The sequence below is a fragment of the Enterococcus cecorum genome (assembly GCF_052119425.1).
In the GTDB taxonomy this organism is placed as follows: domain Bacteria; phylum Bacillota; class Bacilli; order Lactobacillales; family Enterococcaceae; genus Enterococcus_E; species Enterococcus_E cecorum_C.
In genome coordinates, this window is sequence record NZ_JBQKFH010000008.1 from 39,960 (window position 1) to 64,078 (window position 24,119).

Annotated in this window: 25 protein-coding genes; 6 read left to right on the forward strand and 19 right to left on the reverse strand. The window is 38.5% G+C overall.

Annotated features, from left to right (window positions below; genetic code table 11):
* Positions 1-67: 67 nt before the first annotated feature.
* Genes menC through menB form a run of 6 tightly spaced genes read right to left on the reverse strand, consistent with a single transcriptional unit; the run spans position 68 to position 7,277 of the window.
* A complete protein-coding gene (gene menC, locus ACTQZM_RS03150; protein ID WP_441652868.1) occupies positions 68-1,174 on the reverse strand; it encodes an o-succinylbenzoate synthase in 1,107 nt (368 codons plus the stop codon).
* Complete coding sequence (gene menH, locus ACTQZM_RS03155) at positions 1,171-2,004, reverse strand: 2-succinyl-6-hydroxy-2,4-cyclohexadiene-1-carboxylate synthase (protein WP_441652869.1); 834 nt, start codon at positions 2,002-2,004, stop codon at positions 1,171-1,173. The genes menC and menH overlap by 4 nt, the downstream gene beginning before the upstream one ends.
* Positions 1,992-3,686: a 2-succinyl-5-enolpyruvyl-6-hydroxy-3-cyclohexene-1-carboxylic-acid synthase gene (gene menD, locus ACTQZM_RS03160; RefSeq protein WP_441652870.1), complete on the reverse strand. Its 1,695-nt coding sequence runs from the start codon at positions 3,684-3,686 to the stop codon at positions 1,992-1,994. The genes menH and menD overlap by 13 nt, the downstream gene beginning before the upstream one ends.
* A complete protein-coding gene (locus ACTQZM_RS03165) occupies positions 3,679-5,016 on the reverse strand; it encodes an isochorismate synthase (protein WP_441652871.1) in 1,338 nt (445 codons plus the stop codon). Before ACTQZM_RS03165 ends, menD begins: the two co-directional genes overlap by 8 nt.
* Complete coding sequence (gene menE / locus ACTQZM_RS03170; protein ID WP_441652872.1) at positions 5,000-6,517, reverse strand: o-succinylbenzoate--CoA ligase; 1,518 nt, start codon at positions 6,515-6,517, stop codon at positions 5,000-5,002. The genes ACTQZM_RS03165 and menE overlap by 17 nt, the downstream gene beginning before the upstream one ends.
* Positions 6,462-7,277 (reverse strand): 1,4-dihydroxy-2-naphthoyl-CoA synthase, encoded by an 816-nt coding sequence (menB, locus tag ACTQZM_RS03175; protein WP_060470936.1) that lies wholly within the window; start codon positions 7,275-7,277, stop codon positions 6,462-6,464. The genes menE and menB overlap by 56 nt, the downstream gene beginning before the upstream one ends.
* A 357-nt stretch (positions 7,278-7,634) precedes the next feature.
* Between menB and ACTQZM_RS03180 the strand changes: the two genes are divergently transcribed.
* The 3 genes from ACTQZM_RS03180 to ACTQZM_RS03190 all read left to right on the forward strand — a co-directional run bounded on the left by ACTQZM_RS03180 (position 7,635) and on the right by ACTQZM_RS03190 (position 8,649).
* A complete protein-coding gene (locus ACTQZM_RS03180) occupies positions 7,635-7,769 on the forward strand; it encodes a putative holin-like toxin (RefSeq protein ID WP_224762864.1) in 135 nt (44 codons plus the stop codon).
* Between the two features lie 125 nt (positions 7,770-7,894).
* On the forward strand, positions 7,895-8,077 hold the full coding sequence (locus ACTQZM_RS03185) for a hypothetical protein (protein ID WP_113783518.1): 183 nt from the start codon (positions 7,895-7,897) through the stop codon (positions 8,075-8,077).
* 197 nt (positions 8,078-8,274) lie between these two features.
* The gene (locus ACTQZM_RS03190; RefSeq protein WP_441652873.1) at positions 8,275-8,649 is read left to right on the forward strand and encodes a PaaI family thioesterase; all 375 of its coding nucleotides are present in this window, start codon (positions 8,275-8,277) and stop codon (positions 8,647-8,649) included.
* Between the two features lie 94 nt (positions 8,650-8,743).
* Here the strand turns inward: ACTQZM_RS03190 and ACTQZM_RS03195 are convergent, their stop codons facing one another.
* The gene (locus ACTQZM_RS03195; protein ID WP_248621228.1) at positions 8,744-9,226 is read right to left on the reverse strand and encodes a dihydrofolate reductase; all 483 of its coding nucleotides are present in this window, start codon (positions 9,224-9,226) and stop codon (positions 8,744-8,746) included.
* 118 nt (positions 9,227-9,344) lie between these two features.
* Here ACTQZM_RS03195 and ACTQZM_RS03200 point away from each other — a divergent pair, with 118 nt between their 5' ends.
* Positions 9,345-9,713 carry a hypothetical protein gene (locus ACTQZM_RS03200; protein ID WP_441652874.1) on the forward strand — a complete coding sequence of 123 codons (369 nt, stop codon included), beginning with the start codon at positions 9,345-9,347 and terminating at the stop codon, positions 9,711-9,713.
* 92 nt (positions 9,714-9,805) lie between these two features.
* On the opposite strand, the gene ACTQZM_RS03205 is transcribed toward ACTQZM_RS03200, so the two are convergent.
* From ACTQZM_RS03205 to ACTQZM_RS03225, 5 genes are all read right to left on the reverse strand, one after another.
* The gene (locus tag ACTQZM_RS03205) at positions 9,806-10,264 is read right to left on the reverse strand and encodes a universal stress protein (RefSeq protein WP_113827225.1); all 459 of its coding nucleotides are present in this window, start codon (positions 10,262-10,264) and stop codon (positions 9,806-9,808) included.
* A 75-nt stretch (positions 10,265-10,339) separates the two neighbouring features.
* Complete coding sequence (locus tag ACTQZM_RS03210) at positions 10,340-10,924, reverse strand: histidine phosphatase family protein (protein WP_441652875.1); 585 nt, start codon at positions 10,922-10,924, stop codon at positions 10,340-10,342.
* Positions 10,925-10,975: 51 nt separating this feature from the next.
* The gene (manA, locus tag ACTQZM_RS03215) at positions 10,976-11,935 is read right to left on the reverse strand and encodes a mannose-6-phosphate isomerase, class I (RefSeq protein ID WP_113783510.1); all 960 of its coding nucleotides are present in this window, start codon (positions 11,933-11,935) and stop codon (positions 10,976-10,978) included.
* Between the two features lie 70 nt (positions 11,936-12,005).
* A complete protein-coding gene (locus tag ACTQZM_RS03220) occupies positions 12,006-13,004 on the reverse strand; it encodes a serine hydrolase domain-containing protein (protein ID WP_441652876.1) in 999 nt (332 codons plus the stop codon).
* An 88-nt stretch (positions 13,005-13,092) separates the two neighbouring features.
* Positions 13,093-13,893 (reverse strand): VOC family protein, encoded by an 801-nt coding sequence (locus tag ACTQZM_RS03225; protein ID WP_441652877.1) that lies wholly within the window; start codon positions 13,891-13,893, stop codon positions 13,093-13,095.
* Positions 13,894-14,191: 298 nt separating this feature from the next.
* Between ACTQZM_RS03225 and ACTQZM_RS03230 the strand changes: the two genes are divergently transcribed.
* Together ACTQZM_RS03230 and ACTQZM_RS03235 are read left to right on the forward strand one after the other, a co-directional pair.
* Positions 14,192-14,617: an HIT family protein gene (locus ACTQZM_RS03230; RefSeq protein ID WP_113783507.1), complete on the forward strand. Its 426-nt coding sequence runs from the start codon at positions 14,192-14,194 to the stop codon at positions 14,615-14,617.
* A gap of 726 nt (positions 14,618-15,343) precedes the next feature.
* Positions 15,344-15,685: a YtxH domain-containing protein gene (locus ACTQZM_RS03235; RefSeq protein WP_441652878.1), complete on the forward strand. Its 342-nt coding sequence runs from the start codon at positions 15,344-15,346 to the stop codon at positions 15,683-15,685.
* A 63-nt stretch (positions 15,686-15,748) separates the two neighbouring features.
* On the opposite strand, the gene pepT is transcribed toward ACTQZM_RS03235, so the two are convergent.
* The 7 genes from pepT to ACTQZM_RS03270 all read right to left on the reverse strand — a co-directional run bounded on the left by pepT (position 15,749) and on the right by ACTQZM_RS03270 (position 24,116).
* Positions 15,749-16,969: a peptidase T gene (gene pepT / locus ACTQZM_RS03240; protein ID WP_441652879.1), complete on the reverse strand. Its 1,221-nt coding sequence runs from the start codon at positions 16,967-16,969 to the stop codon at positions 15,749-15,751.
* A gap of 9 nt (positions 16,970-16,978) precedes the next feature.
* Positions 16,979-18,622: a peptide ABC transporter substrate-binding protein gene (locus ACTQZM_RS03245; RefSeq protein ID WP_441652880.1), complete on the reverse strand. Its 1,644-nt coding sequence runs from the start codon at positions 18,620-18,622 to the stop codon at positions 16,979-16,981.
* 190 nt (positions 18,623-18,812) lie between these two features.
* Entirely contained in the window at positions 18,813-19,082 is a 270-nt protein-coding gene (locus ACTQZM_RS03250; RefSeq protein ID WP_248628445.1) for a type II toxin-antitoxin system RelE family toxin, read from the reverse strand.
* Entirely contained in the window at positions 19,079-19,294 is a 216-nt protein-coding gene (gene relB / locus ACTQZM_RS03255) for a type II toxin-antitoxin system RelB family antitoxin (RefSeq protein ID WP_441652881.1), read from the reverse strand. The genes ACTQZM_RS03250 and relB overlap by 4 nt, the downstream gene beginning before the upstream one ends.
* A 127-nt stretch (positions 19,295-19,421) precedes the next feature.
* Complete coding sequence (locus ACTQZM_RS03260; protein ID WP_047341879.1) at positions 19,422-20,429, reverse strand: peptidyl-prolyl cis-trans isomerase; 1,008 nt, start codon at positions 20,427-20,429, stop codon at positions 19,422-19,424.
* A 126-nt stretch (positions 20,430-20,555) separates the two neighbouring features.
* The gene (locus ACTQZM_RS03265) at positions 20,556-21,500 is read right to left on the reverse strand and encodes a 3'-5' exoribonuclease YhaM family protein (RefSeq protein ID WP_047341880.1); all 945 of its coding nucleotides are present in this window, start codon (positions 21,498-21,500) and stop codon (positions 20,556-20,558) included.
* An 18-nt stretch (positions 21,501-21,518) separates the two neighbouring features.
* Positions 21,519-24,116 carry an ATP-binding protein gene (locus tag ACTQZM_RS03270; RefSeq protein WP_047341881.1) on the reverse strand — a complete coding sequence of 866 codons (2,598 nt, stop codon included), beginning with the start codon at positions 24,114-24,116 and terminating at the stop codon, positions 21,519-21,521.
* Positions 24,117-24,119 lie beyond the last annotated feature (3 nt).

Genomic DNA, 24,119 nt, shown 5'->3' on the forward strand with positions numbered 1-24,119 from the left:
AAAATCCGTTGTGACAGTGTAACATTTACTTACACTTTTATATAATAACACTCGCAATGAAAACTATCTAGATTTTTTGTGAAAATTTATTTAAAGTGAATTTTGTTAGTGCCTGTTGGTCTAGTGATACGCCGATTCCTCTCCCTCTAGGCACGCGAATCTCACCATTTTCTACTACAAATGTTTGGGAAATAATGTCTTGTTCAAAATAATGCGCGGTGGCACTTAAATCGGCTGAAAAATCAAGCCCTTTGATACTTGCGACATGTAGATGAAACGCTCGGGCAATCCCTGCTTCATACATTCCACCGATCCAAGCTTTTACTTGATGTGCTTTGGAGTATTCTAGCATTTCTAAAGCTGGAATCAATCCACCGACACGTGGCAATTTTAAATTAATCACTTGGCCACTATGAAGGGCAGTCATCGTCTTTAAATCGTCCATTTGACAGATATTTTCATCCAAACAGATAGGCGTTGAAATCTGTTGTTGCAATTTGGCATGTTCAACAAAATCACTAACACGCAAAGGTTGTTCAATCATCGCCAAATCTAGTTCATCTAGTCGTTTGATAGTAGCAGTTTGTGCCAAAGTATAACTTGCATTTGCATCGGCCATTAAGCATAGATTGGGATATTTTTGCCGAATAGGCGCTAAATAATCATAATCTTTATTTGGAGCAATCTTAACTTTTACTCGCTGATAGCCTTGAAATACTGCTTGATCGACCTTAGCTAATAAGGCTTGGGGCGAGGACTGGATACCAAGGCTAATACCTACCGGGGCCGTGCTTAAAGTTGGTGGCAAAAAGTACGAAAGCGATTTCTCTTGTAACTTTGCATATAGATCCCATAAGGCCATCTCAATCGCCGCTTTTGCCATCTGATGACCACGAATCTTTGCGGCTTTTTGCATAAACGATTGCGGTGTGAGGTCTTGATTGGCTAATAATGGCAATAAATAGCGTTTTAAAACCAATAATTCGCCTGCTAAAAACTCCTGGACATAATCCGGATGTGGCAAGGCAGTTAATTCTCCCAAACCCTCTAATCCTTGGTCAGATTGTAAAGTAAGCACGACACATTCTTTATGCGTTAATTGGCCATAACTTGTCTGAATTGCTTGTTTAAAAGGAATTTGAATATGATATAACGTAATATTTGAAATTTTCATCTTGATTTACCATTTTCCACAAACTTTTTGATATTGTCCACCGCGGCTTTGGGATTTTCCAGATGGATACAATGACCCGCACCGCTAATGACTTCCAACTGTGCTTGATTTTGCCATAAGTGCACCATTTCTTGACCAATCTGACAAAATTTTCCATCCAATTCACCCGCTAAATATAATAGCGGCATATCCATTTTCGCCAACTGTGACCAATAATTTTGCTGTGCACCAGTCCCCATATGCGCTAAACTATTGGCTAACCCCCAACGATTTTGACTCATACGCTCTTGATAGACACGCAGCTGTACCGCTTGTGGCAAAGCTTTTTGAGAGGCAAATAACGGGACTTCTTGCCACTGTTGCACAAAAGCTTTAAGCCCCTCTTCTCTTAACAAGTGAATCCATTTTTGGTCTTGTTTTCGCCGGTTTGCTCGCAACACTGCCTCTTTTATACCTGCTGTACTACTTTCTAAAATCAAGCCTAAAACCATTTCGGGAAAAGTTGTCGCAAAAGCCAAAGCCACACGTCCACCCATCGAATAGCCAAAAAGGAAGCACTCAGTTAAGCCTAATTTTTCCAAAAAAGCACGTACATCTTTTACGACCTGACTCATCGTGTAATGCACAGTAGGGACATGCACACTCGTTTGACCATGACCAATTAAATCTAGTGCTAAAATATTCACGCCAGGTAATTGGTCAGCCAAAAAATCAAAGGTGTGTAGAGTCCCTGTAAAGCCATGCAGACAGACTAACGTAGGCGCCCCTTCTTGAAAGGAACCGATATATTCATAATGAAAGCGAACTTGATTGGCCCTTACAACTGGCATCCTTTCATCCTCTTTTCCTTGAAGTTACTTAATACTGCTTGCCAAAAATCAACGGGCACTTGGGCTTGACTGGTTAACTCAATCATATTTGCACCAGTTAGCTTGCGTGAAGTAACCATTGCTTGTTCAAAATCCGCTTCACTTTCAACTTTTTGATAGGCTAATTCATAGGTATTGGCTACTTGGGCGAAATCTAAATCAAGTGGGGTCGCAAACAATGGATCAAAGTCATCTGCTGTTAAACTACGCTGACTCAAAAAAGAGAAAATCCCGCCAGCATTATTATTTAACAGGATAATCGTCACTGGGAGTTGGTAAGCTTTCAATAATTGGAGTCCATTCATATCATGGAAAAGTGTCAAATCACCAACCAATAAATACGTGCGCGCTTTCGTTTGCATCGCTAGCCCTGCGACCGTAGAAAGAATCCCATCAATACCGTTAACGCCGCGGTTCCCAAAGACTGAAAAGGCCACCTTACTAATACCGGATAAGCGGTCCACCAAACGAATCGCATTACTATTAGCAACAAAAAGCTGTTCGCCAAACGCTAAGGTTTTCATCAATACCATCGCCAATTGACTCTCATGAAAGGCAAACTGCTCACTCGTTTCATCAATGGCTTGACTCGCTAGTTTTTGCAGATTTTGCCAAGCTTGCAGATAAGCCTGGTCCCTTTTTGGTGTACTTTGAAGAATTTGTTTGGCCACTTTTGTTAGTGATTCAGCGACGAGATACTGACTGCGATACAGATAATCAGGCAATTGTTGCGTCTCATCGACCAAGATTTGCACCGCCTGACTATCACGCAAGTAAAACATCACATTTTTGGTCACCGGTACCTTACCAAAACGTAAAATCACCTCAACTTCAGGTAAATCACGCGTCTCTTCAAAAATTACATCGGCTTGTTTAACATAATTTTGCGTCTCTCCATCGCAACTAGCTAATTGACTTAACGGATCACCCACAATCGGCCAACCTAGATGATTCGCTAAAGTTAAAGCAAGGCGTGCTTCTGCTAGGCTGCGTTCACCACCTAATACAATCATCCCTTTTTTCTGAAACCAACCTTGGGCAATCAAGTTTTGTGTAGTCGTTTGCATAAGGAACAAGTCAATCGGTGTATTTTGCGTTAAATCAGGTAATAACGGCTCCCTTAAAGGAATATTGGCATGCACAACCCCTTTAACCCCACTCATCGCCCTCGTTGCTAATTGGAATCCTTGCCAAAAACTATAACGCAACATGAGCGGCGTGCTTTCAGGTAAGGCCATCTCCACAAAAAATTTCACATGATCGGCATATAACTGATTTTGCGACATCGTTTGTGGGGCACCAACATTTCGTAATTCAGGTGGCCGGTCGCTAGTTAAGACAACTAAAGGGACATTGCTAGCTTCAGCCTCACAAATCGCTGGATAAAAGTTTGCCGCAGCAGTCCCTGAAGTGCAAAGTAAGGCGACTGGCTGCTGACTACTTTTGGCTAATCCTAGCGCTAAAAAACCAGCCGAACGCTCATCAACCGCTACAAAATATTGCAAATCTTTCTCGCGTTTGACCAATAAAGCTAACGGTGTCGAGCGTGAACCCGGACTAATCACAACTTGACGCACACCGCCTTGTTTTAACCCAGCAATCAAATAGCGCAAATAACTAGTCATTTCTTGTTGCTTATTCAAGACCTAATAACCCCCGTTTCATTGGTTCAAATTTTAATTTGGTTTCTTCAAATTCTTCATCGGCATTCGAATCTTGGACAATCCCACAGCCAGCAAAACATTCGCCATAGATTGCCTCCTCTTGTCCATAAACTCCCGAGCGTATACCTACCACAAATTCGCCACTATCTTCAAATAAGCGATAATAGCCAATCGGTGCCCCATACAAGCCACGGTCTAAGTTCTCATTTTCCTGTAAGTAACTAAGGGCCGCTTCTTTTGGATTACCACCTAAAGCTGGGGTTGGATGAAGGTTTTCAATCACCTCTAAAAAGCGACTTTGCTCTTGTCGTTGACCAGCTAATGTTAAGAAGATATGTTGGACTTGCTCATTTTTTAATATTTGTCTTGGGCCTAATGCGACTTGGCCATTGACAAAAGGCGCTAATTGTCCTTGAATCGCTTCAACAACGATTTGGTGTTCTTTGGTATTTTTCGCATCATGCAATAAAAGATTGGCTAATTCCACATCCTCTGCAGGTGTTTGGCCGCGGCGAATCGTCCCAGCAACACTGGCAGTCAGATATTCACTGGTCGTTGCTTTTAATAAGCGTTCCGGTGTCGCACCAAAAAAGTGACGCGTCGGCCCATCTAAATAAAAACGATACGTATTTTTTTGCAAGGCGACTAAATTTGCCATCAACTGACCTGGCACTAACTCTGTCGCATGAAAAGCCATTTTACGTGCCAAAACGACTTTATTCAACACTTGGCTAGACTTTAACATTTGAATCGTTTGTTGAGCTAAATGTGTCCATGCTTCTTTGGCTAAATAGTTAAATTCCGCATTGGCAGATAAAGCAGAGTGTACGTGCCAGTCTTGATTTGCTGCTAAAAATGCTTGAACTTGTTGCTTTAACTGTTGATACTTCGCTTTTGCCTGTGCTTTGGATTCAGCAAGGACCAAAATGCTTAACAACTGCTCCGTCAAAATGATTTCAGGCAAGATAAAATATCCTTGGGCCAACTCTTGCCAGATACTTTCGCCCTTATGCTGAGAATCAAACGCAAAAGCCCCGAATAAAGCCAATGGTTGACGATCAATCACGTTCACTTCTTCCACACTGGCTTGAAGTCTATCTTTTAACGTTTGGACTTGTGCAAAATCTAAGCCAAACCACTCAGCCACTTTCCCTAGGCCTAAACGCACTTCATCTTCTGGAGTTTGCCAAAATTGTGCCTGTAAACCACTATTTTTCGCCGCCGCAAATACCGACAAGGCAGAAAATTTCGGGATTGCTTCTTGCCAGACATAAATTTTTTGCTGCATCGTATTATTGAAAGTTTGCATCGAATACTTTCACTCTTTCTATTTGAGATAATTGATACTTTTGGATTTTACCACTTGCAGTTTTTGGGAAATCTGCCAACACATAATAGGTGTACGGGTGTTTATACTTAGCTAATGTTTTTAATAATATTTGTAACTGGGCTAAATCAAAATCATCAGAAGCTATTTTAAGATAAGCAACCGGGACGTGCCCCCATTTTTCATTTGCTTCTCCTACGACCGCGACTTCTTGGATTTGCGGATGTTTTGATAGGCAGTCCTCGATTTCTTTGGGATAAATATTTTCGCCACCAGAAATGATTAACTCTCCTAAGCGACTCTTCACAAACAAAAAGCCATCTTCATCCAGATAGCCTAAATCGCCCGTATGAAAATAACCATCTTTATCAAACCGCTCTTTCGCCAATCCGTGCAAATATCCCGGTGTGATACTTGGTCCTTTCACTAAAATTTCGCCAATTGCTTCTTTTTCGTTCAGCGGCTCAATTTTACACTGCACATCCTGTAAAGGCAGTCCTGCTGAGCCAAGTTTTGTTAAAGAATAATCAAAAGGCAAGGCAAAGATTTGTGAACAGGTCTCCGTCATCCCATAAGATTGCATCACTGGTAATTGATAAGCAAGACATTTTTCCAAAACTTCTGCACGCACCGGTCCACCACCCAGTAAGATACCTTTCAAACTAGCGGGATAACTTTCTTTCGTCAGATTTAATAAATCTTGTAACATCTTCGTCACAACAGAAACCACGCTCACTTGCCCCGTCTTCAACCAATGATGGACTTGCTCGGCAGCATACTTAGGCAACAAACGGACACTCAAGCCAATCACTAAACTACGCAAAAAAATCGACAGCCCACTAATATGATAAAGTGGCATAACATTTAGCCAACAATCATCCGCTGTCAACGATAAGCTTTTCTTCGTAGCGATGGCACTGGCTTGGTGGTTACCAAATGTTTGGCGCACACCCTTAGCTTTGCCGGTCGTCCCAGAAGTATACATAATGCTTGCGACCTGATTGGTTTGATAGCCTAAGTCGAACCAGTCTGATTTTTTAACAGGCTGAAGTTCTTGAGTCTTTGGTGCCTGAATCAACACACAAGGAGCAAATGTAACAGCCAATTTCTGGTCAGTGACAATCAGCGCCTGAGCTTGACTATCTAATAACTGTACACGACATTCACTCTCAGTCAGACGCATATTTAAAAACTGGACCGTCACCCCAAGCTCCCACAAAGCCAAAACCGTATAGATAAACGCTGGGGAGCTCTTGCCATATACCGCCACAATCGTACTATCTTTAGGTAATTTTTGCTGATAATCGTGCGCATAGCTTTGGACAATTTGCTGTAACTCAGAGAAAGTGTGGACTTGCTTTTCATAGAAAAAAGCTGGCCGCTCAGGATGAAGCACGGCTTGTTGAGTCAACCAGCTAGCATATTTTTTATGGGAATTTTGGAAATTGGTCAAAGTTTGGTTCTCGTTTTTCTTTAAAGGCATCACGACCTTCTTTGGCTTCATCCATCGTGTAGTATAGTAATGTCGCATCGCCTGCTAATTGTTGAATGCCCGCTAAGCCATCTGTGTCCGCATTCATCGCTGCTTTGATCATACGTAAAGCGAGTGGACTCTTCTTCAACATTTCTTGCGCCCAACTTACCGCTTCGTCTTCTACTTGATCAACGGGCACAACTTTATTGATCCAATTCATCTCTAATGCTTCTTGAGCCGTGTATTGACGCGTCATAAACCAAACTTCTTTGGCTTTTTTATGACCAATCACGCGTGCTAAATAACCAGAACCATAGCCCCCATCAAAACTACCGACATTCGGACCTGTTTGACCAAATTTAGCATTTTCACCGGCAATGGTTAAATCACAAACAAGTTGCAATACATTTCCGCCGCCAATCGACCAGCCTTTGACCATCGCAATCACTGGTTTTGGAATAATACGAATCAAACGTTGTAAATCTAAAACATTCAAACGTGGAATTTGATCTTCCCCAACGTAGCCACCATGGCCGCGAACTTTTTGGTCTCCACCAGAACAAAAAGCTAAATCCCCTGCTCCTGTTAATAAAATGACACCGATATCACTACGATCACGACAAATACTAAAAGCTTCAATCATTTCAGCCACTGTTTTTGGCGTAAAAGCATTATGAACATGTGGACGATTAATCGTAATTTTGGCTATTTTTTCAAACTGTTCAAATAAAATCTCATCATACTCTTTAATTGTTTTCCACTCGCGCATATAGACACTTCCTTTAAATCTTTCTTAATCATCGTGCTTTGCGAAACTTTTGCAAAACACCTCTTTTAAAGTATACACAAAATTAGTAAAATACGCTTGAGATAACCCTTAGAAATTGATTTGATAAAAGACAATAATAAATAAACGCAATTGAACTCTTGATATATCTAAGCTTTTACAATTTCAAAATAAATAAGCAAAACCACCACTCTAGCTTGTTGGTCTAGGGCGATGGTATGAGTAAAATATTTTTTTGTTAAAAACTATTGCATTCGTTTACCGTATACATTATGATAAACTCATAAGGTTAGTAAAGTTAAAGACGGTTAGCAATTCTCATTTCTGGGGGTGGTGCTTATGAGTGTAACAACTCTGCAACGCATTCTAAAGAAAGGAATTTGCAAAATGTCTGTTTATGAAGCGCTAAGCCTAATGATTGCTTTTGCGACATTAATCGTGCTAGTGAATAATAATAAAGACAATAAAAAATAGCCGTCTAAACTTTTAGCGAGGTTTTCGGCTATTTTTCAACTAGTATAAAATCAAGCTACCGTCTTCAAACGGTGCTAACCTTTTTCTATTTACACTATATCATGTTTAGAAAAGAGGTGCAAGCGATGCAATCGGAAAATAAACAAACCATCGCTAACCGTAAGTATAGAGAAAAGAACAGAGAAAAAACCAACCAACAAGCTTATAAACGATCTGGTAAATTATTCATTTTGAATTATGCAACTGAAGAAGATTTACAATTGTTTGAGAGTTACATACAAGAAAGAAGAAAAACACTAAAAGGCTAACACATTATAAACTAGCCTTTTTTATATCCCAAAATCTTTCATCCATTGAAAATTGTATAACTGCAATTTTCAATTCACTACGTACAAGAAAATACAAAATTATCCTAAGAATGTGTGAATAAGCAATTTCTCAAATCAAATCCACCCTCGTACTTCCATTTTTTTGCTATAATGAGAAAAAAAGCGGAGGAATACCCATGAATTTATTAGAACATCTCGATATTCAAATCAAGCAAACTACCCCAGAACAAGTCGAACTTTCGCTTATCGTCCGTGAAATCCATAAACAACCCTTTGGCATCATGCACGGAGGGATGAACGGTGTCTTAATCGAAACCGCCTGTAGTCTCGGCGCCAATCAAAATGTAAAATCCAATGAATATTGCGTAGGTGTAGACTTACAAGTAAATCACTTGCGAGCAGTCACTTCAGGAGAATTAACTATCCGCGCAATTCCTGATAAAGTTGGCCGCACGATTCAAGTCTGGCAAGCCACCGTTTATCAAAAAGAGCAAAAAATCGCAGTTGGCCGTTGCACCCTCATGACACAAAGAGCACAAACAAAAGACTAGGACGGAAAATTCCTGTGCCTAGTCTTGTTTTGTTGCTATTCGTTTTCTTCTACATATTAAGCGGTACATGCCCAACTTAAGAGATGGGTTTGCTTTATTTTTGTCTTCTCACCCATTTTTGAAAAACATGAGGATAAATATTTTCTTCGTCTAACACGCCAGGAATTTCTTCGACTAGCTCAAAATCACTAAAGTCAATCTCGCCAATATACGCATCGCCTGTAAATTCCGCATCAATCAATGTACGATAAATCACATCGGTATACGGCAAGAATAAGCGAAAAATATCGCCACCGCCCCCAACGTGCAAGTCTTCTACAGCTAAGACTTCTTCTGGTGAGTGAATAATTTCAGCATTTTCATATAGTGGCAACTCATTTTGACGGGTGCAAACATAAATCTTCTTATAAGCTTTGGATCTTTTCCCTAGCCCTTCATACGTTTTTCGCCCCATCACTAAGGTCCCGTTCATCGTTTTGCTCTTAAAAAAATTCAAATCATTCGGTAATTTCCATGGTAATAACCCATCTTTACCAATTAAACCATTTTTATCTTGCGCCCAAATTGCTGTTATCATTTGCTCGGCTCCTTTTGTTCGTTTTTTTCATTATAACGAATCTCAAAGAAGAAAGAAATACCGAATCTAACTTCCATATGGTAAAATCAAATTAGGATGTGTTGAGGAGTGATTTAGCATGGCCTATTTTTCTTTAAGTTTATTATTTGAAGCATTTGATGCAAAAACAAAAATTTCTAGAAAAGCTTATGAACATCGGATTGTTTTAGTACAATTTCCAGTAAAACCTGATAAAGCGACACTGATTGATTATTGTAAGCAACATTTTACTGAAGAACCTTATCAAACAGCTGATGGTACGCTTGATTTTTGGCAAGTAAGCAAAATAATCGACTGTTTTGAATTAGTTGAAGAAGTTTCCGGAAATATCCATACGCCGCTTGAAGTATACAGTAGATATTTTGCAGATGACTTTGATAGTACTCGCGAAGAAATTCTTGAAAAATATTTTTCCGATTACGTGTATGAAGATCAGGAAAATGATTAAATAACCCAAATTAAAAAAGCAAATCTATCTGTTGGGGCAGACGGATTTGCTTTTTTAAAGTAAACAATTACAAAAACTTGATAAGAGCTAAATTAATGGGTTGGACGAGTAGTATTGTCCATGTGGGTTTTCACTACGAATACATCCACTTTTGAATTTTGAACGATAAAATCAGTTGTAGAACCGATGAATAGACGGGTAAATGAGTTCGTACCACTTGCCCCCATCATGATTAAATCGGCATTTTGATCTTTGGCAGTTTCAAGAATGGCATTTTTTGCACTACCTACTTCTAGAATCGTTTTACAATTAATATTATCTTTGGCTGCATCTTCAGCATAATCTTCTAGAAATTCTTTTGCGGTATTCATTAATGGATCAATTTCGAATCCACCGCCGTAATCATGCATTGCGATTCCAGATGTATCGACAACAGATAATACGATTAAGTGTGCATTCGTTTGTTGGGCATAACGTTTTGCTTTTTGATAAGCTAAATCCGCTAAAATGGAACCATCGATTGGTACCAAGATTCTACGATAATTTGCCATACGACATTCCTTCTTTCCTATACCTTTATTTTACCGTGTTTTTTCGTGAATTCAACAACAAATTGCCTTGACGAATTACTTTTTTTCTGCTTCGTTCGGATTGACAATTTCTAATAAAATAAATTTTTCGTCTTCATAAGCAAATTTATAAATCGTACAATTACCCATGCCTCTTTGTGGACTAACCTTGGCATAATCTTCCCAAACACGTAAAAAATTCCGACACGCCCCACCATGAGAGACAACCAAAGTAGGCAAATCATTATTCACTTCTTGCATAATTGCCTGCATGGTGTCGTTCATTCGCTGCATCAATTGTTCTTGACTTTCTCCGCCATAATGCACAAAAAAGTCGCCATAAGGTAAAGGTGGGTTTAAAAATTCGGGTTCTCCTTCAAAGCGTCCAAAATTCCATTCTTTCAAGCCTTTTTTACGTTGGTAAGGCAAGTCACAAACAATTTCTAAAGTATCACAAGCCCGCTCTTGAGTCGATGCATAGGCCTGACCAAACTGGATACCTTGTGATTGAAAATATTGTCTTGCTTGCCGGGCTTGTTCTTTGCCTAATTCAGTTAAGGGCGAGTCACACCAGCCTTGCACTTTTTTCAATTCGTTAAAAAGTGTCTGTCCATGCCGCATTAAATATACGATTTTTACCATTGTCATTCCCTACTTTCAAAAAGAGCCGCTCCTCAAGAACAGCTCTAATCATTATTTATTATTCTTCGCTGTATCAGAGGCAATAATTCTGACATCGCCTTTGATTTGCCATTCCTTCACTTGATTTGGCAAAATACAGCTTGTCCCCATATTTAACTCATATTCTTTGCCATCCACGACTAGATAACCAAAACCTTCAATCACCGTCATCAAAGTATACGGCGCAAAAGCTTTGAAAGAACATTCTCCCTTCACAAGCCATTCATAGACATTGAAAAATTCAGTTTGAAGATAAGTGGTAATCGCACTGTTGCCTTTACGTACTTCTTTAATCGCTAATTCTGGTGCATGGTCAGGGACATTGGTCACATCAATGGACTGTTGGATGTGTAATTCACGTGTATTTCCTTGCGCATCTTTGCGATCATAATCATACACCCGATAAGTCGTATCTGAGCTTTGTTGGGTTTCTAAAATCATGATTCCTTTACCAATCGCATGCATCGTCCCACTCGGAACAAAGAAGAAATCCCCTTTTCTCACTGGCACATGTTTTAATAAATCATCCCAACGTCCCTCTTGAATCATTTCGGCCAATTCTTCTTTGGTTTGCGCATGATGACCATAAATGATTTCAGCTCCTGGCGCGGCATCAATAATATACCAGCACTCGGTCTTTCCTAGCTCACCAGCATGATGTTTGCCATATTCATCATCAGGATGGACTTGGACAGATAAATCATCTTCCGCATCCAAAATCTTCACTAATAATGGAAAAACTTCTTCTGATTGATGACCGAATAACTCTTGATGGTCTTGCCAAAGTTGATCTAAAGTTTGACCTTTGAAAGGACCATTTTCAATCACACTTTTGCCATGGGGATGCGCACTGATTGCCCAGTCTTCTCCTATCTTGTCACTAGGAAGTTCAAAACCAAAGACAGTATTTAATCTTGAGCCACCCCAAATTTTTTCTTGAAATACGGGTTTCATAAATAAAGGTTCTACCAAATGAATCACTCTTTCTTGTATAGGTTTACAAACAAGTCCATTATATCACAAATGTCTAGACTTTTTACTTTTAATTTTTTTCTTCCAAATAAATCGCGATTAATTCATCTCGTTTTGCCAAATATTCTTGTCTAAAATCATAAGGATGCACGCGGTTAGATAGGAAAATAAAGGCCTGTTGCAACTTAGGATCAATGCATAAAAACGTCCCAGTATAGCCTGTATGGAATAAAAAGCCATAACGCAAATCCCAACCTAATGAACGCTTTCCCTCTTTACTTGGCGTTTGGTCTTGATAAAGCTGAGCAATCGTTTCTCTTTGCAAAAAGGCCCGTCCATCAGGTAATTGCCCCTCATTTAGATACATTTGGGTAAATTTTAATAAGTCGGCTAAATTCGTAAATAGTCCCGCATTGCCCGCATGCTCGGCTAAGACTCGGGCTTTAGGATCATGAGTTTGCCCACACAAAGTATCTTCCGTTGCAGCAATCGAATAGTACGTATCAAGCGGTGGAAATTGACTATTGGTCATCTTTAGTGGTTCAAAAATTTCTTCTTTAAAAATAGTAGTGACCGGCTTTTGAAAGATCGCTTCTAGCATGAACCCTAATAAAATCGTCCCCGCATCGGTATATTTGACGACTTTTCCTAGATTATCACCCGCTCTTAAAGTCAAATAAGCCTGCATTAATTCCTGTTGGTTGAGCTGATCACGATTCGGAATATAAGTCACAATATCGGCTGTATGGGTTAATAAATGTCGTAACGTAATGCTTTCATCGCCAAAAGCTGGCAGATACTTCTTCAAAGGTTGGTCAATCTCGATGACTCCTTGTTCCATCAATTTTAAAATCATCGTCGTGGTACAAACAACCTTGGTCAAAGAAGCCACATCAAATAATGTCTCTTCCGTCATCACCCGTTTTTTGGGGATGACAGACGCATAACCAAAATGCTTGTGAATCATCTTTTCTTGGTCAATAATTGCGTAACAAACCCCTGGAAAGACCTTTTCATTTAGATATTCTTGAATTTTTGCTTGTGTTTTTGGATAAAAATTTTCTTGCATGTTTTTCCTCTATCCCTTTCATTAAAAAAACGCCTGATTGGTTGGACGATACATCCGGTAACCAATCAGACGTCTTTGTATGATGCAATTAACGTAAGAACCACCATTCTACACCGACTGGATCATACACCGTTAAAATCTTTTGTTTGCTATCAAGGTAATGCTTCATTTGACTTTCTTGAACATGTTTTAATAATTGTTCAAACTGTTCATCTTGTAATTTGAATTTCAAAAAGTCTAAGCCTAAAATTTGATGACTTGGGATTTTTACGTTTTCGGTATCATGCTTGACAATTGAAATTCCAAATTCGCCATCTGCCAAGGTTTGAAAAGCAATATTATTTTCATCAAACTCAAAGCCTAGTAAATCAGCTAAAAACTGGCATTCTTCTTGGACATCTTGTGCGTGAAGACCAAGTGCCGCAATCCGTGCTTTACTTGATAATTTTTTATTTGGATCAGCTGAAGTTAAAAGTGAAGTTTCGTCAATGCTCACTGTTTCAGGTGTGCGAATCGCCAACTGATTGCCTTCAGGATCCACGATAGTAAACTGACATAAATCAGGTGTAAACTCGGCTTGAATGACCGGATATTTAGCATGCACCAAACGTGAATAAACGGCCGCAAACTCAGATAAAGTCGGCACCTCCACTTTATAGTAGTTCAGACGTTTCACTTCACCAAAATGCTCTGTTGCACGTGGGCTTTCCTCTAACCAAATGCGCTCATGGCTACCATCTTCGGCTACTAAAATCGCTAATTCATTTTCTTCGGTTTTTAACTTAAATCCTAACATCTCACAGTAGAAATTAATCATTTGGTCGCGATTTTTGACACGCAAAGCCACAATACTTAATTGACTACTGGGATCAAAACTAAATACTGACATTGAAACGAGTCCTCCTAAATTCCAATTGGCAAAAAAATTACCACTACTCATCTAAATTCTATTATTTTCATACATATCAAACTGTATAGATAATACTTTGATTCTCTTTCCTCATTCATTGTACTTAGAAATCTTATTTATCGCAAGGAATATGGTTAAAAATTTAAACAAGGCTTGCTAATTATCATTTTTACCCACGACATTTCACCAATATTTTCAAAGTAAATACTAACCAAATAACCTAAAATATGTTAAAGTAAAAGTACAACACAACGTTTATTTATTGGAGGAAAAACTGATGGAAGATTGCATTTTTTGTAAAATCATTGATGGAGAAATTCCTAGCTATAAAATTTATGAAGATGAGGTCGTTTATGCCTTTTTAGATATTACCCAAGTGACACCTGGCCATACTTTAGTGGTACCTAAAAAACATGCCAAAGATATTTTTGAGTACGATGAAGAATTAGCTTCTCAAGTCTTTGCTCGTATCCCTAAAATTGCGCGTGCCTTGGAAAAAGCATACCCAGACATGCAAGGATTAAATATTATTAATAACAACCGTGAAGTGGCCTATCAATCTGTTTTCCACTCACATATTCATTTGATTCCTAGATTTAGTCCACATGACGACTTCTCTATGCACTTTGGCAACCACCAAGACCAGTACAACCCAACACTAATGGAAGCCATTGCCAAAAGAATCAGAGAAAGCTTTGAATAAAGTATAAGGTTGTGAGGTAGCTTGGGCAGACATGAGAAAATTCGTGCTTACCTCCCGATGTGAAAATCAGATGGTTTTAAAGATTTTCACAATCGGGAGGGCGAATTTTCAAAATGTCTAGCTACCGAACACCGTGAATAAAAGGTTGTAAATCGACTTGGTCAGCTACGAGCGGATAAGGTTTGTCCAACACGTCGGGAAAGTCCAAGAAGTAAAGACTTTCCCAGACGGGGTGGCTTATACGCCGAAGTAGCTAGTCGATTTACACCGTCAAATAAGGTTGTGAGAAGGGTCGATCAGCTACAAGCAGCTAAGTTTGTCCGGAATGACAGGAAAATCCACTATGTTTTTAGATTTTCCTAGGCAGGCCGGCTTAGATGCGATGTAGCTACCCTTCGAACACCGTCAAATAAGGTTGTGAGGTAGCTTGGGCAGACATGAGAAAATTCGTGTTTACCTACCACTGCAAAAATCGGATGAAAGGAGATTTTCGCAAGCGGGAGGGCGAATTTCACAATGTCTAGCTGCTGAACACCGTGAATAAAAGGTTGTAAATCGACTTGGTCAGCTACGAGCGGATAAGTTTGTCCAACACGTCGGGAAAGTCCAAGAAGTAAAGACTTTCCCAGACGGGGTGGCTTATACGCCGAAGTAGCTAGTCGATTTACACCGTCAAATAAGGTTGTAAATCGACTTGGTCAGCTAGCATTAATTATCTAGGAAAGGATGAGTGCAGTGAAAGGATTTTTAAAGGGATTACTTTTTGGTTCAGCAGTCGGCGGTATCGTGACCTTACTAACAACGGAAAAAAGTGGTAAGGAAAATCGAGAGGCGATCAAAGAAACCGTGGATGAATCCATGTCTAAAATCAATGACGTAACCAAGAGTTATCAACGAGTGCAAGAAAACCAAATCATTTTACAAGAAACCATGGACCAAACCATCCCAGCTTTCAAAGAAGGGATTGAAAAAGATTTAGCTGCCTTTGAATTCCAAGTTCAGCCTCGTCTTGCTAGAATCAAAGAACAGCTAGAAACATTACAATCGCACCTCGAAGTAAAAGAATAAACTATAAAAATACGCCCACTAACTATTCAATGACTAATAGCTAGTGGGCGTTCCTGTTTCATTTTATTTTTTGCCGTAAAGACGGACAATTTCAATTAATGTTTGGGCGGCTTTTTCCATCGCTTGTAAGCTAATAAACTCATACTGTCCATGGAAATTCTCGCCACCAGTAAAGATATTCGGCGTTGGAATTCCTAAATAAGAAATCTTAGAGCCATCCGTACCGCCACGGAAAGGTTCGATAATTGGTTCTATCTCTAAATTTTTCATCGCCTCTATCGCCAAATCAATCGACGCAGGACACTTTTCCACAATCGGACGCATATTATAATATTGGTCTGTCAGCTGATAACTGATTGGATCATACGAATAGCGGGCGTTAATCTTTTCTATCACTTCCACCAAGTAGGATTTCTTATCGGCAAAAGCTTGTTGGTCATGGTCGCGTATAATATAATTTGCCGTCGCATGTGCAATCGTGCCATTTAAATCATGTAAGAGATAAAAGCCTTCATAGCCGCGTGTCTTTTCAGGGACAGCTTCTTGAGGTAAGGCCGCATCAATTTCTAGCGCTAGTTTTAAGGCATTGACCATTTGTTGATAGGCAGTCCCTGGATGAACACTGATTCCTTTAATCTCTAGGTCTAATTTGGCGGCATTAAAAGTCTCATATTCGAAATGTCCAACTCGGCCACTATCAATGGTATAAGCAAAGTCTACTGGAAATTGATCGACTGGGAAACGATCTGCCCCACGACCAATTTCTTCATCAGGACCAAAAGCAACCCAAATATCCGGACGAGAAACTTCAGGATGTGCCACATAAAAACGCAGCATAGCAAAAATTTCTGCAATTCCCGCTTTATCATCCGCCCCTAAAAGTGTCAAACCATCTGTCGTAATCAAAGTTTCTCCTAGATAATCTTTTAAATTAGGGGAATCTGCTACCCGCAAATAAATTTGGTGTTCGGCATTTAATAGCAAATCACTGCCATCATAATTTTCAAATACTTGTGGCTGGATATTTTCTGCATTGTAATCCGCCGTATCCACATGCGCAATAAAACCAATCGCCTTATTGGCTACATTTCCCTTTAAACAACCAATCGTAAAGGCACAATCATCTAAAAATTGTACCTGACTTAACCTTAAATCCTCCAATTTCCGCTTTAACAACAGGGCTAATTCTTTTTGTCCCGGTGTTGTTGGAATGGTTTGTGATTTTTCGTCTGAGCGTGTATTAATCTTAACAAACGATAAAAAATCGGATAATAATTCTTGCAAACTGTTCACCTACTTCGTGACATAAGCTTCACGTAAATTATAGTAATCTCCATAGGTATGGAAAACGATATGCTTCACCTTAGGATTAATTAAATAGTTAGCTGCGGTTTGGACTAATGGCACTTGAGCCGCATCTTGCGTTAAGAGAATTTCTTCGGCCGCTTTATAATCTTGATAAAAAGCTGCTTCATCATTGGCATCGGTCGTACTTGCTTTTTCTAATAATTCATCATATTTTGCATTATTATAGCTACCAAAGTTATACGCAGAAGTGCTTTGGAACAAGTTAAAGTAAGAATTCAAATCATTACTTCCAGCAATCCAACCAGATAAAGTCATTTCATAATTCTTATCACGACGAGCTTGGTTCACATTATTTGCTGGTTGTGGCGTTACTTCAATCTTCAAGCCTTTTAAATGCGTTTCTAATTGATTTTGCACAAATTCCGCGATTTTCTTACTATTTTCTGTATCAGCGACTAATAAAGTAATCTTGATCTCATCGCCTAAGTCTTTCTTCGCTTTTTCAAAATGTTCTTTGGCTACTTTGACATCGTACGTATTATAATTGCCACTGTATTTTCTGAAATCTTCACCTTTTTTGTTTTGGTAAAGGTTCGCTGGTACAAGACCACTTAATGCTTTTGAACCATCATTTAAGACTTTTTTCGCTAAACTTTCTCGATCCACTGCTTGAGCAATCGCCTTACGTAATTCGACATTGGCTAGTGGCGTATTGGCTTTTTTATTTAAGTCTAAGTAATAATTCACCACTTCAAGTTCAGAATATTTTGCTTTATCGTTTTTATATTGTTGAACGAACTGACCAGAAATCTTGGTTAAATCTAAATCACCTGTTTGGTAAAGGTTAATCCCTGTATTATCTTCTTTAATCGTTGAGCCATCTACTTGGGTTAATTTCACTTTTTTCTTATCATAGTAATAAGGATTTGGTGCTAACTCCCAAGTATCTGAAGTTTGTTTCCAATTTTTTAAGACGAATGGACCAGAATAAATCGCATCTTCACTGGTTGCCGCATATTTATCGCCTTTTTCTGTGACATATTTTTCATTTTGAGGCGCTAACCAACCAATTGAAATCACAGAAAGGAAGGATGGTTGTGGATTAATCAATTGTACTTCAAAGGTTTGATCATCCACTGCTTTTAAGCCAATTGTATCAATATCTTTCTTGCCATTACGGATTTCTTTACTGTTGATGACATTATCTAACCAATAAGCGTTTGGCCCTTGAGTTGCTGGATTGACCAAACGTTTCCAAGCAAACAAGAAATCACCGGCTGTAATTGGTGTGCCATCGCTCCATTTGGCATCATCACGAAGATGGAAAGTATAGGTTTTGCCATCTTCACTAATATCGACACTTTTTGCCAGGCCAGGAACAACCTTAGAATCATCATCTAAACGATAAAGACCTTCAAAAATATGTTGTACAACGGTAAATGTGACTTTATCTGTTGTTTGTGTCGTATCTATTGTTGACAGTTGTGCTGGTAAACTAACAGCTATTTTTTGTTCGATTTTTGGTGTATCTGCCTTTTTACTTGATTCATTTGTTTTTTCTTGTCCACATCCTGCTAATAACGTCCCCACTGCTAGAAATGCAATACTATATTTTAACCACTTTTTCATTGAAACACCTCTTTTGTTGAATTTGTGCCTAAATTATAAACAATAGTCCCTATCTATATCAAGCCATTAGAATATACTAAAAAACTATAACTCATCATAAGAATTTCATATAGCTTGCACCCGATACAATTCTTTTATCACAAAAAAACTCACCTTGTGTTTTATTCATTACACAAGATGAGTGAAAATATTATATTTCATAGATTGTTTCTCTTTTACCAGATTTGATTACAAGTACAATCGCTTGACTATCTCTAATATCACAAATAAGACGATATTTTCCAATTCTATAACGCCATAAGCCAGATTTGTCTGCGGTTAATGCTTTGCCTGTCCATCTAGGATTTTCACAACCTTCAATATTTTTGTTCAACCACAGTAAAATCTGCTTACGAATTGGTGTATCCAGTTTTAAAAATTCTTTATAAGCTTTCTTTTCGAACTCAACATGATATTTCATAATCCTTCATCTCTCATCATATCTTGAAGAGAAATCGATTCTCCAGTTATATTTTGAAGAGCTTCAATACCAGCCTGTAAATCTAAGAAATCTTCAATCTTTTCTGTTAAAGCTTGCTTCATAAGAGTTGATAAAGGTAATCCAGTTAATTCCGCATAGCTTTGAAACATTTTTTCTTCTTGCTCGTTTAATCGAATCGTCGTTACACTCATAATATGGCCCTCCTTAAAGTTCTCTACAACAATTGTATTACATTGTAATGCAAATTTCAATTCTTTTATCACAAAAAAAAGCCACCTAATGCCAATCACACAGTACTAGGTAGCCTTTATTCATCGATTATTTAGATTCTGAAGTTGAAGTAGAAGATTCTTTTGTTTCTTCTTTACTTGAACTTGATGATTCTTTTGTTTCTGATTTTGAAGATTTAGTCTTTGATGATGAACTTGTCTTCGTTGCATCAATGTAAGTAGATAATACATCCGCGAAAGTCTTATCTTTAATCTTCACATTGGCTTTCTTCAATTCTTCACCAATTGTTTTTGTCACAAAGGTAGAATCATTTAATTTATTATCAGTAGCAATCTTCTTCAAAGTCTTTTTGTATTTATCCATGTCGTTGCCTTTTGCTTGGTTTTTCACCATTTTAACGACATAGTAAGAAGTTTGATAAGTAGATGCATCAGTTACCGCGATTGGTTCAGCTGAAATTTCGCCATCTTTTAACGCAAAGGCAGCTGATTTCACTTCTGTAGGTACATCTGAACTTGTAGAATCAAATTTCACATCTTTACCTTTATTGCTTGTTGCGATTGATTTTTCTTTCGCAATTTTTGCAAAGTCTGCGCCCTCTTTCTTCGCTTCTTCAATCACTTGTTTCGCTTCATCTTCACTTGAAACTTGGATGAATTGTGCAGTGACTTCTGGATGGAATGAATCCCAAGCAGTCTTATAATCTGCATCGGTTAATTTTACATGTGCTTTCAAACCAGCGTCTAAAGCTAATTGTTGACGAATAGTTTTCTTGAAGCTTTCTTTTGTATAGCCAGCAGCTTTTAATTGAGATTCAAAGCTATCACCGTATTGTTTTGCTTGTTCTTTGTATTTTGCATCGACTTGTTTATCGGTTACTTTATCGCCATATGCTTTGTCAAACACATCGTAAATAATCATGCTACGAACCACGCTTTGGCTAGTAGAATTTGATTTAATTTCATTATAGAAATCTTGAACAGTAATGGTTTGTCCTTTCATTGAGGCGATAGTTTGATCAGAGTCTTTGGAACAAGCTGCTAAACCTAAAACAGAAACAGCCGCCAAAGTAGCTAATAATGCTTTTTTCTTCATAACTAAATTAACACTCCTAAATTCTTTTTCGAGTTCACAAGTCTTACTATACCACAAATCCACCAAAATAATAGACTTTTAAAAACATATTTCATAAAAATTTCAAAAATAAGCTTTTCTTAATGATTAGTTTAAGTTTGGTACATAAAAACTACGATTATCCATGCCAAAAATACGGTCCGTGTATTCACCTGGTGTCGTTTGGTGAATCGAAGTCAGCATCATTTGCATCGAAGCATCGATATTATCAATTTGATGTAAAATTTCGGCCTCCATAATTCTTGGACGCACTGGAGAACCATATTCTAATAACCCGTGATGACTTAAAACCATATGACGTAAAAGGACAATCTCTTCTTTATTTGGATCTAGTTTTAATTCCATACATGCTTGGGTGATTTCTTCATCGATTAAGACTAAATGCCCAATCAAATTACCAGCCACCGTATATTCTGTCGTCATCGCTCCACTTAATTCCAATACTTTACCTAAATCATGCAAAATAATTCCGGCATAGAGCAGTGAAGCATTTAACTCAGGATAAATATCAACAAGTGAATGCCCAATTTTTAGCATCGTTACGGTATGATAAGCGAGCCCTCCTGAAAAGGCATGATGATTTTTCTTCGCAGCCGGAAATTCAAAGAAAGCTTTCTTATACTTACTTAAAAGATGGCGGACAATTCGATTCCAACTTGGATTTAAAATTTCAAAAATCGTTTTGCCGACGTAATCTTCCATTGCCTCCCTTTTCATCGGAGCGCGTTCCATATAAAGATTAGGATCACTAGGCTCTTCTAACTTAGCCAAACGTAAATGTAAAATTTTTACCTGAGGATTGCCATTATAGATTTCGCGCTTGCCGTTTAAAAAGACCACTCTGCCTGCTTCAAAACGGGCAATTTCTTCTTCAGAGGCATCCCAAAACTTGCCATCAATCGTGCCAGATGTATCTTGGAACGTAAAAGCAATAAATTTCTTACCATTTTTCGCCATCCGCACATCGGCATTTTTAATCAAAGCAAAGAGTTGCATTTCTTCATCGACTTGATATTCTTTGATTTTTTTCATCTGCACATTCCTTCTTTCTTAAGATAATGGTTTGACTACTTGATGAAGTTCTTGATAATAGCTTACCATTTCTCGGTCCGAAGATAAACAAATCACTTGATAATCTTTCGCAAATTCTGCTAAAAGTTGCGCCAAAGACCGTTTGCGCTGACTATCATAATGTAGCCACCCGTCGTCAATCACCACTGGACTAATATTTTTTTGTTGCATCGCTAAATAAGCAAATCGCAAGGCCATAATCAATTGGTCTTTAGTCCCGGTAGAAAGCTGATAGATAGACTGTTGGTTGACAAATAACTCATTTTCTTTCATCTGAATTTTATCATAATGTTGATTGGTTAAGATTTGCATAAAATGCCCTGCCTGTTCGAACAAATAAGGAAGCTGTGATTCAGAAAGTTGATCAGCCAGGAATTGAAGTTGCTTTTCAATGACAAAGTGCACACTCCATTCATAGATGAGTTCTTGAATTTCCGCCTTTATTTGTTCTTCTTTTTGATAAAGTTCTGGCAAGGTTAAGTCGTTCATCTGTTGGGCAAGACTGACTTCAATTTGTTTGATTTGCGTCAAATTTTGATCTTTTTGCACTTGTAGCTGTGTTTCTTGACTTAAAATTTGTTGCTCTTGACTTGCTAACTGCGCTTTTGTCATAGCATCTGGATACAAGTCTTTTAACATTTGCGCTAATTCTGTTTTGCGTTTTACTTGGCTTGCTCGTTCTTGCATTTGTCGAAACCATAACGGTAGATCAGATACCTGTTGGATTTGATATTTAGCCAATAAAGTCTGATTTTGTTTTAACAAATCTTGCTGCGCTTGCCTTTTTTGACTGATTTGTTCCATGATTTGAGTCACTGGATGAGACGCACGTGCTATTTTTTCCTGCTGCATTTCTTCTTTAAATTGGCGAATTTTCCCTAACTGCTCGGCTATTGATAAATTTGCAATCGGCAACCATTCATACAAAAAGTCCGCTGTTTGCCGAAATTGGGCCATATTTTGATTCAGTTGCGCCAATTTAGCACGTAAATCTTGTCGCTGTTGCTGCGCGTTTTTGCTTATCTGAGCTGCTTGATCCCGCTTAGCTAACTCTTGAATGAAAGAAACATGATCCAAATGCTGTAAATCGAGCGGTAATTGACTGCGTAGCGCTTGGAACTTCTCTTGCATTGTCCCTTGTTCTTCCAAAAGATTTTGATAAACTTGATTTTTCTCATCTAAATCTTGTAAATAAAGGCGCCACTGCTGCTTGATTGGTTCACTATCTGAAGCACGATAAACCCGTAAATAAAGAAGTCCCACCAATAAAATCGCCAATACAAAGACTAAACCACCAAATAAAGGCGAGAATTTCATAAGCAATAAACTAAGCAATACACCAACAAATCCCGTAATAAGCAGTGGTTTAGGACTGGTTGTCGCTTTTGTTTGGCCAAATAGTTCAGGGTGTTGTTGCTCAAACTGATTTAATTTTTCTTCAGCGACTTGTTGGGTGTGTTGCGCATGCGTAAGTTGGCTCGTCAAGGTTGTTAGCTGCGTCTGGATTTGCGTATACTGAGCAACAAATTCTTGCGAGACTGTTTCCTGATCTTGGGTGTTATCAGGAAGTTGCGCTAATTGCTGCGTGATTTGTTTATGCGCCTGACTATCTTGATAAAGCGTCCCTTCACTTTGCAATAATTGACTGATTTGTTCTTCATGATCTAAATAAAATAAATAGCGTTTAGATAATTGCTTTTGTTCGAGTTGTGACAATCGACTTTCCAAGACTTGAATATCTTGACTCAACTGTTGACTTTGCTGCATAAATTGCTGTAACACTTGGACATCTGCAGCATCAGCTAACTGTAAATCCTTTTGCTGCAAAGATTGGTATTCTTCAAACAAGGAAAAATGTGTTTGCTGTTGCTTGATTTGTTGCGCTTGTTTTTGCAAAGATAGCCATTGTTTTTGTAAATCTTTCTGTGCATTTTTCAACGTCTGTAGCTGCTGAGACTGGGCGGCTAACTCTTTTTGTTTCTCGGCTAAAGTATATATGTTTGCCTGCAACGCTTGATACTCAGCCAGTTTTTGGTTCAATGGCAAGACCCGTCCTCTTGAAGTAAAGATTTTATTCCGCTCTTTTTCTTCTTGCTCGGCCTGTAGAAATAATTGCTGACTACCAGTAATGCCCAATGATAACAAAGCAGACTGCAAATATTTTTCATCTAATTGGGTGATTTGCTGTAACTGTTCTTGATCAAACGTAAAGACTTGTTCAAATAATTGACTATCTAAAGGGGCTAAACGCTTTTGTAGATAACTTTCGGGAAAAATTTCATCCCCAATAATCACCGTTGCTTTGCCTTTATTAAGGTGTTTCATCCGCTCAATCCGCAAAACTTCGCCATCGATTTCAATTTCCAACGCTCCCCCATAATAGGCGTGATCGGTCTCATAATCACGCTTTCTTTTTTGCTTTTTAGGAAAGCCAAATAACATCGCCTTGATGAAATGATAAAGAGTAGATTTTCCAGCTTCATTTGCGCCAAAAATTAACTGATTCCCCGCTGTAAAGTCAAAGCTAAACTGACGATATTTACCAAATTCCGTAATTTCTGCTTTTAATAGTTTCATCTG

Excerpts from the sequence above, each read along its gene's own strand:
- relB (WP_441652881.1), bottom strand. The coding sequence starts at position 19,294 with ATGAGTGTAACGACGATTCGATTAAACGAGCAAGAAGAAAAAATGTTT.
- ACTQZM_RS03200 (WP_441652874.1), top strand. The coding sequence starts at position 9,345 with ATGGCCTATTTTTCTTTAAGTTTATTATTTGAAGCATTTGATGCAAAA.
- ACTQZM_RS03190 (WP_441652873.1), top strand. The coding sequence starts at position 8,275 with ATGAATTTATTAGAACATCTCGATATTCAAATCAAGCAAACTACCCCA.
- menB (WP_060470936.1), bottom strand. The coding sequence starts at position 7,277 with ATGCGCGAGTGGAAAACAATTAAAGAGTATGATGAGATTTTATTTGAA.
- ACTQZM_RS03235 (WP_441652878.1), top strand. The coding sequence starts at position 15,344 with ATGAGTGCAGTGAAAGGATTTTTAAAGGGATTACTTTTTGGTTCAGCA.
- ACTQZM_RS03225 (WP_441652877.1), bottom strand. The coding sequence starts at position 13,893 with ATGTCAGTATTTAGTTTTGATCCCAGTAGTCAATTAAGTATTGTGGCT.
- ACTQZM_RS03165 (WP_441652871.1), bottom strand. The coding sequence starts at position 5,016 with ATGCAAACTTTCAATAATACGATGCAGCAAAAAATTTATGTCTGGCAA.
- ACTQZM_RS03260 (WP_047341879.1), bottom strand. The coding sequence starts at position 20,429 with ATGAAGAAAAAAGCATTATTAGCTACTTTGGCGGCTGTTTCTGTTTTA.
- ACTQZM_RS03270 (WP_047341881.1), bottom strand. The coding sequence starts at position 24,116 with ATGAAACTATTAAAAGCAGAAATTACGGAATTTGGTAAATATCGTCAG.
- ACTQZM_RS03180 (WP_224762864.1), top strand. The coding sequence starts at position 7,635 with ATGAGTGTAACAACTCTGCAACGCATTCTAAAGAAAGGAATTTGCAAA.
- ACTQZM_RS03210 (WP_441652875.1), bottom strand. The coding sequence starts at position 10,924 with ATGGTAAAAATCGTATATTTAATGCGGCATGGACAGACACTTTTTAAC.
- ACTQZM_RS03220 (WP_441652876.1), bottom strand. The coding sequence starts at position 13,004 with ATGCAAGAAAATTTTTATCCAAAAACACAAGCAAAAATTCAAGAATAT.
- ACTQZM_RS03250 (WP_248628445.1), bottom strand. The coding sequence starts at position 19,082 with ATGAAATATCATGTTGAGTTCGAAAAGAAAGCTTATAAAGAATTTTTA.
- ACTQZM_RS03185 (WP_113783518.1), top strand. The coding sequence starts at position 7,895 with ATGCAATCGGAAAATAAACAAACCATCGCTAACCGTAAGTATAGAGAA.
- ACTQZM_RS03205 (WP_113827225.1), bottom strand. The coding sequence starts at position 10,264 with ATGGCAAATTATCGTAGAATCTTGGTACCAATCGATGGTTCCATTTTA.
- ACTQZM_RS03265 (WP_047341880.1), bottom strand. The coding sequence starts at position 21,500 with ATGAAAAAAATCAAAGAATATCAAGTCGATGAAGAAATGCAACTCTTT.
- menH (WP_441652869.1), bottom strand. The coding sequence starts at position 2,004 with ATGCCAGTTGTAAGGGCCAATCAAGTTCGCTTTCATTATGAATATATC.
- ACTQZM_RS03195 (WP_248621228.1), bottom strand. The coding sequence starts at position 9,226 with ATGATAACAGCAATTTGGGCGCAAGATAAAAATGGTTTAATTGGTAAA.
- menC (WP_441652868.1), bottom strand. The coding sequence starts at position 1,174 with ATGAAAATTTCAAATATTACGTTATATCATATTCAAATTCCTTTTAAA.
- ACTQZM_RS03245 (WP_441652880.1), bottom strand. The coding sequence starts at position 18,622 with ATGAAAAAGTGGTTAAAATATAGTATTGCATTTCTAGCAGTGGGGACG.
- menE (WP_441652872.1), bottom strand. The coding sequence starts at position 6,517 with ATGCCTTTAAAGAAAAACGAGAACCAAACTTTGACCAATTTCCAAAAT.
- ACTQZM_RS03230 (WP_113783507.1), top strand. The coding sequence starts at position 14,192 with ATGGAAGATTGCATTTTTTGTAAAATCATTGATGGAGAAATTCCTAGC.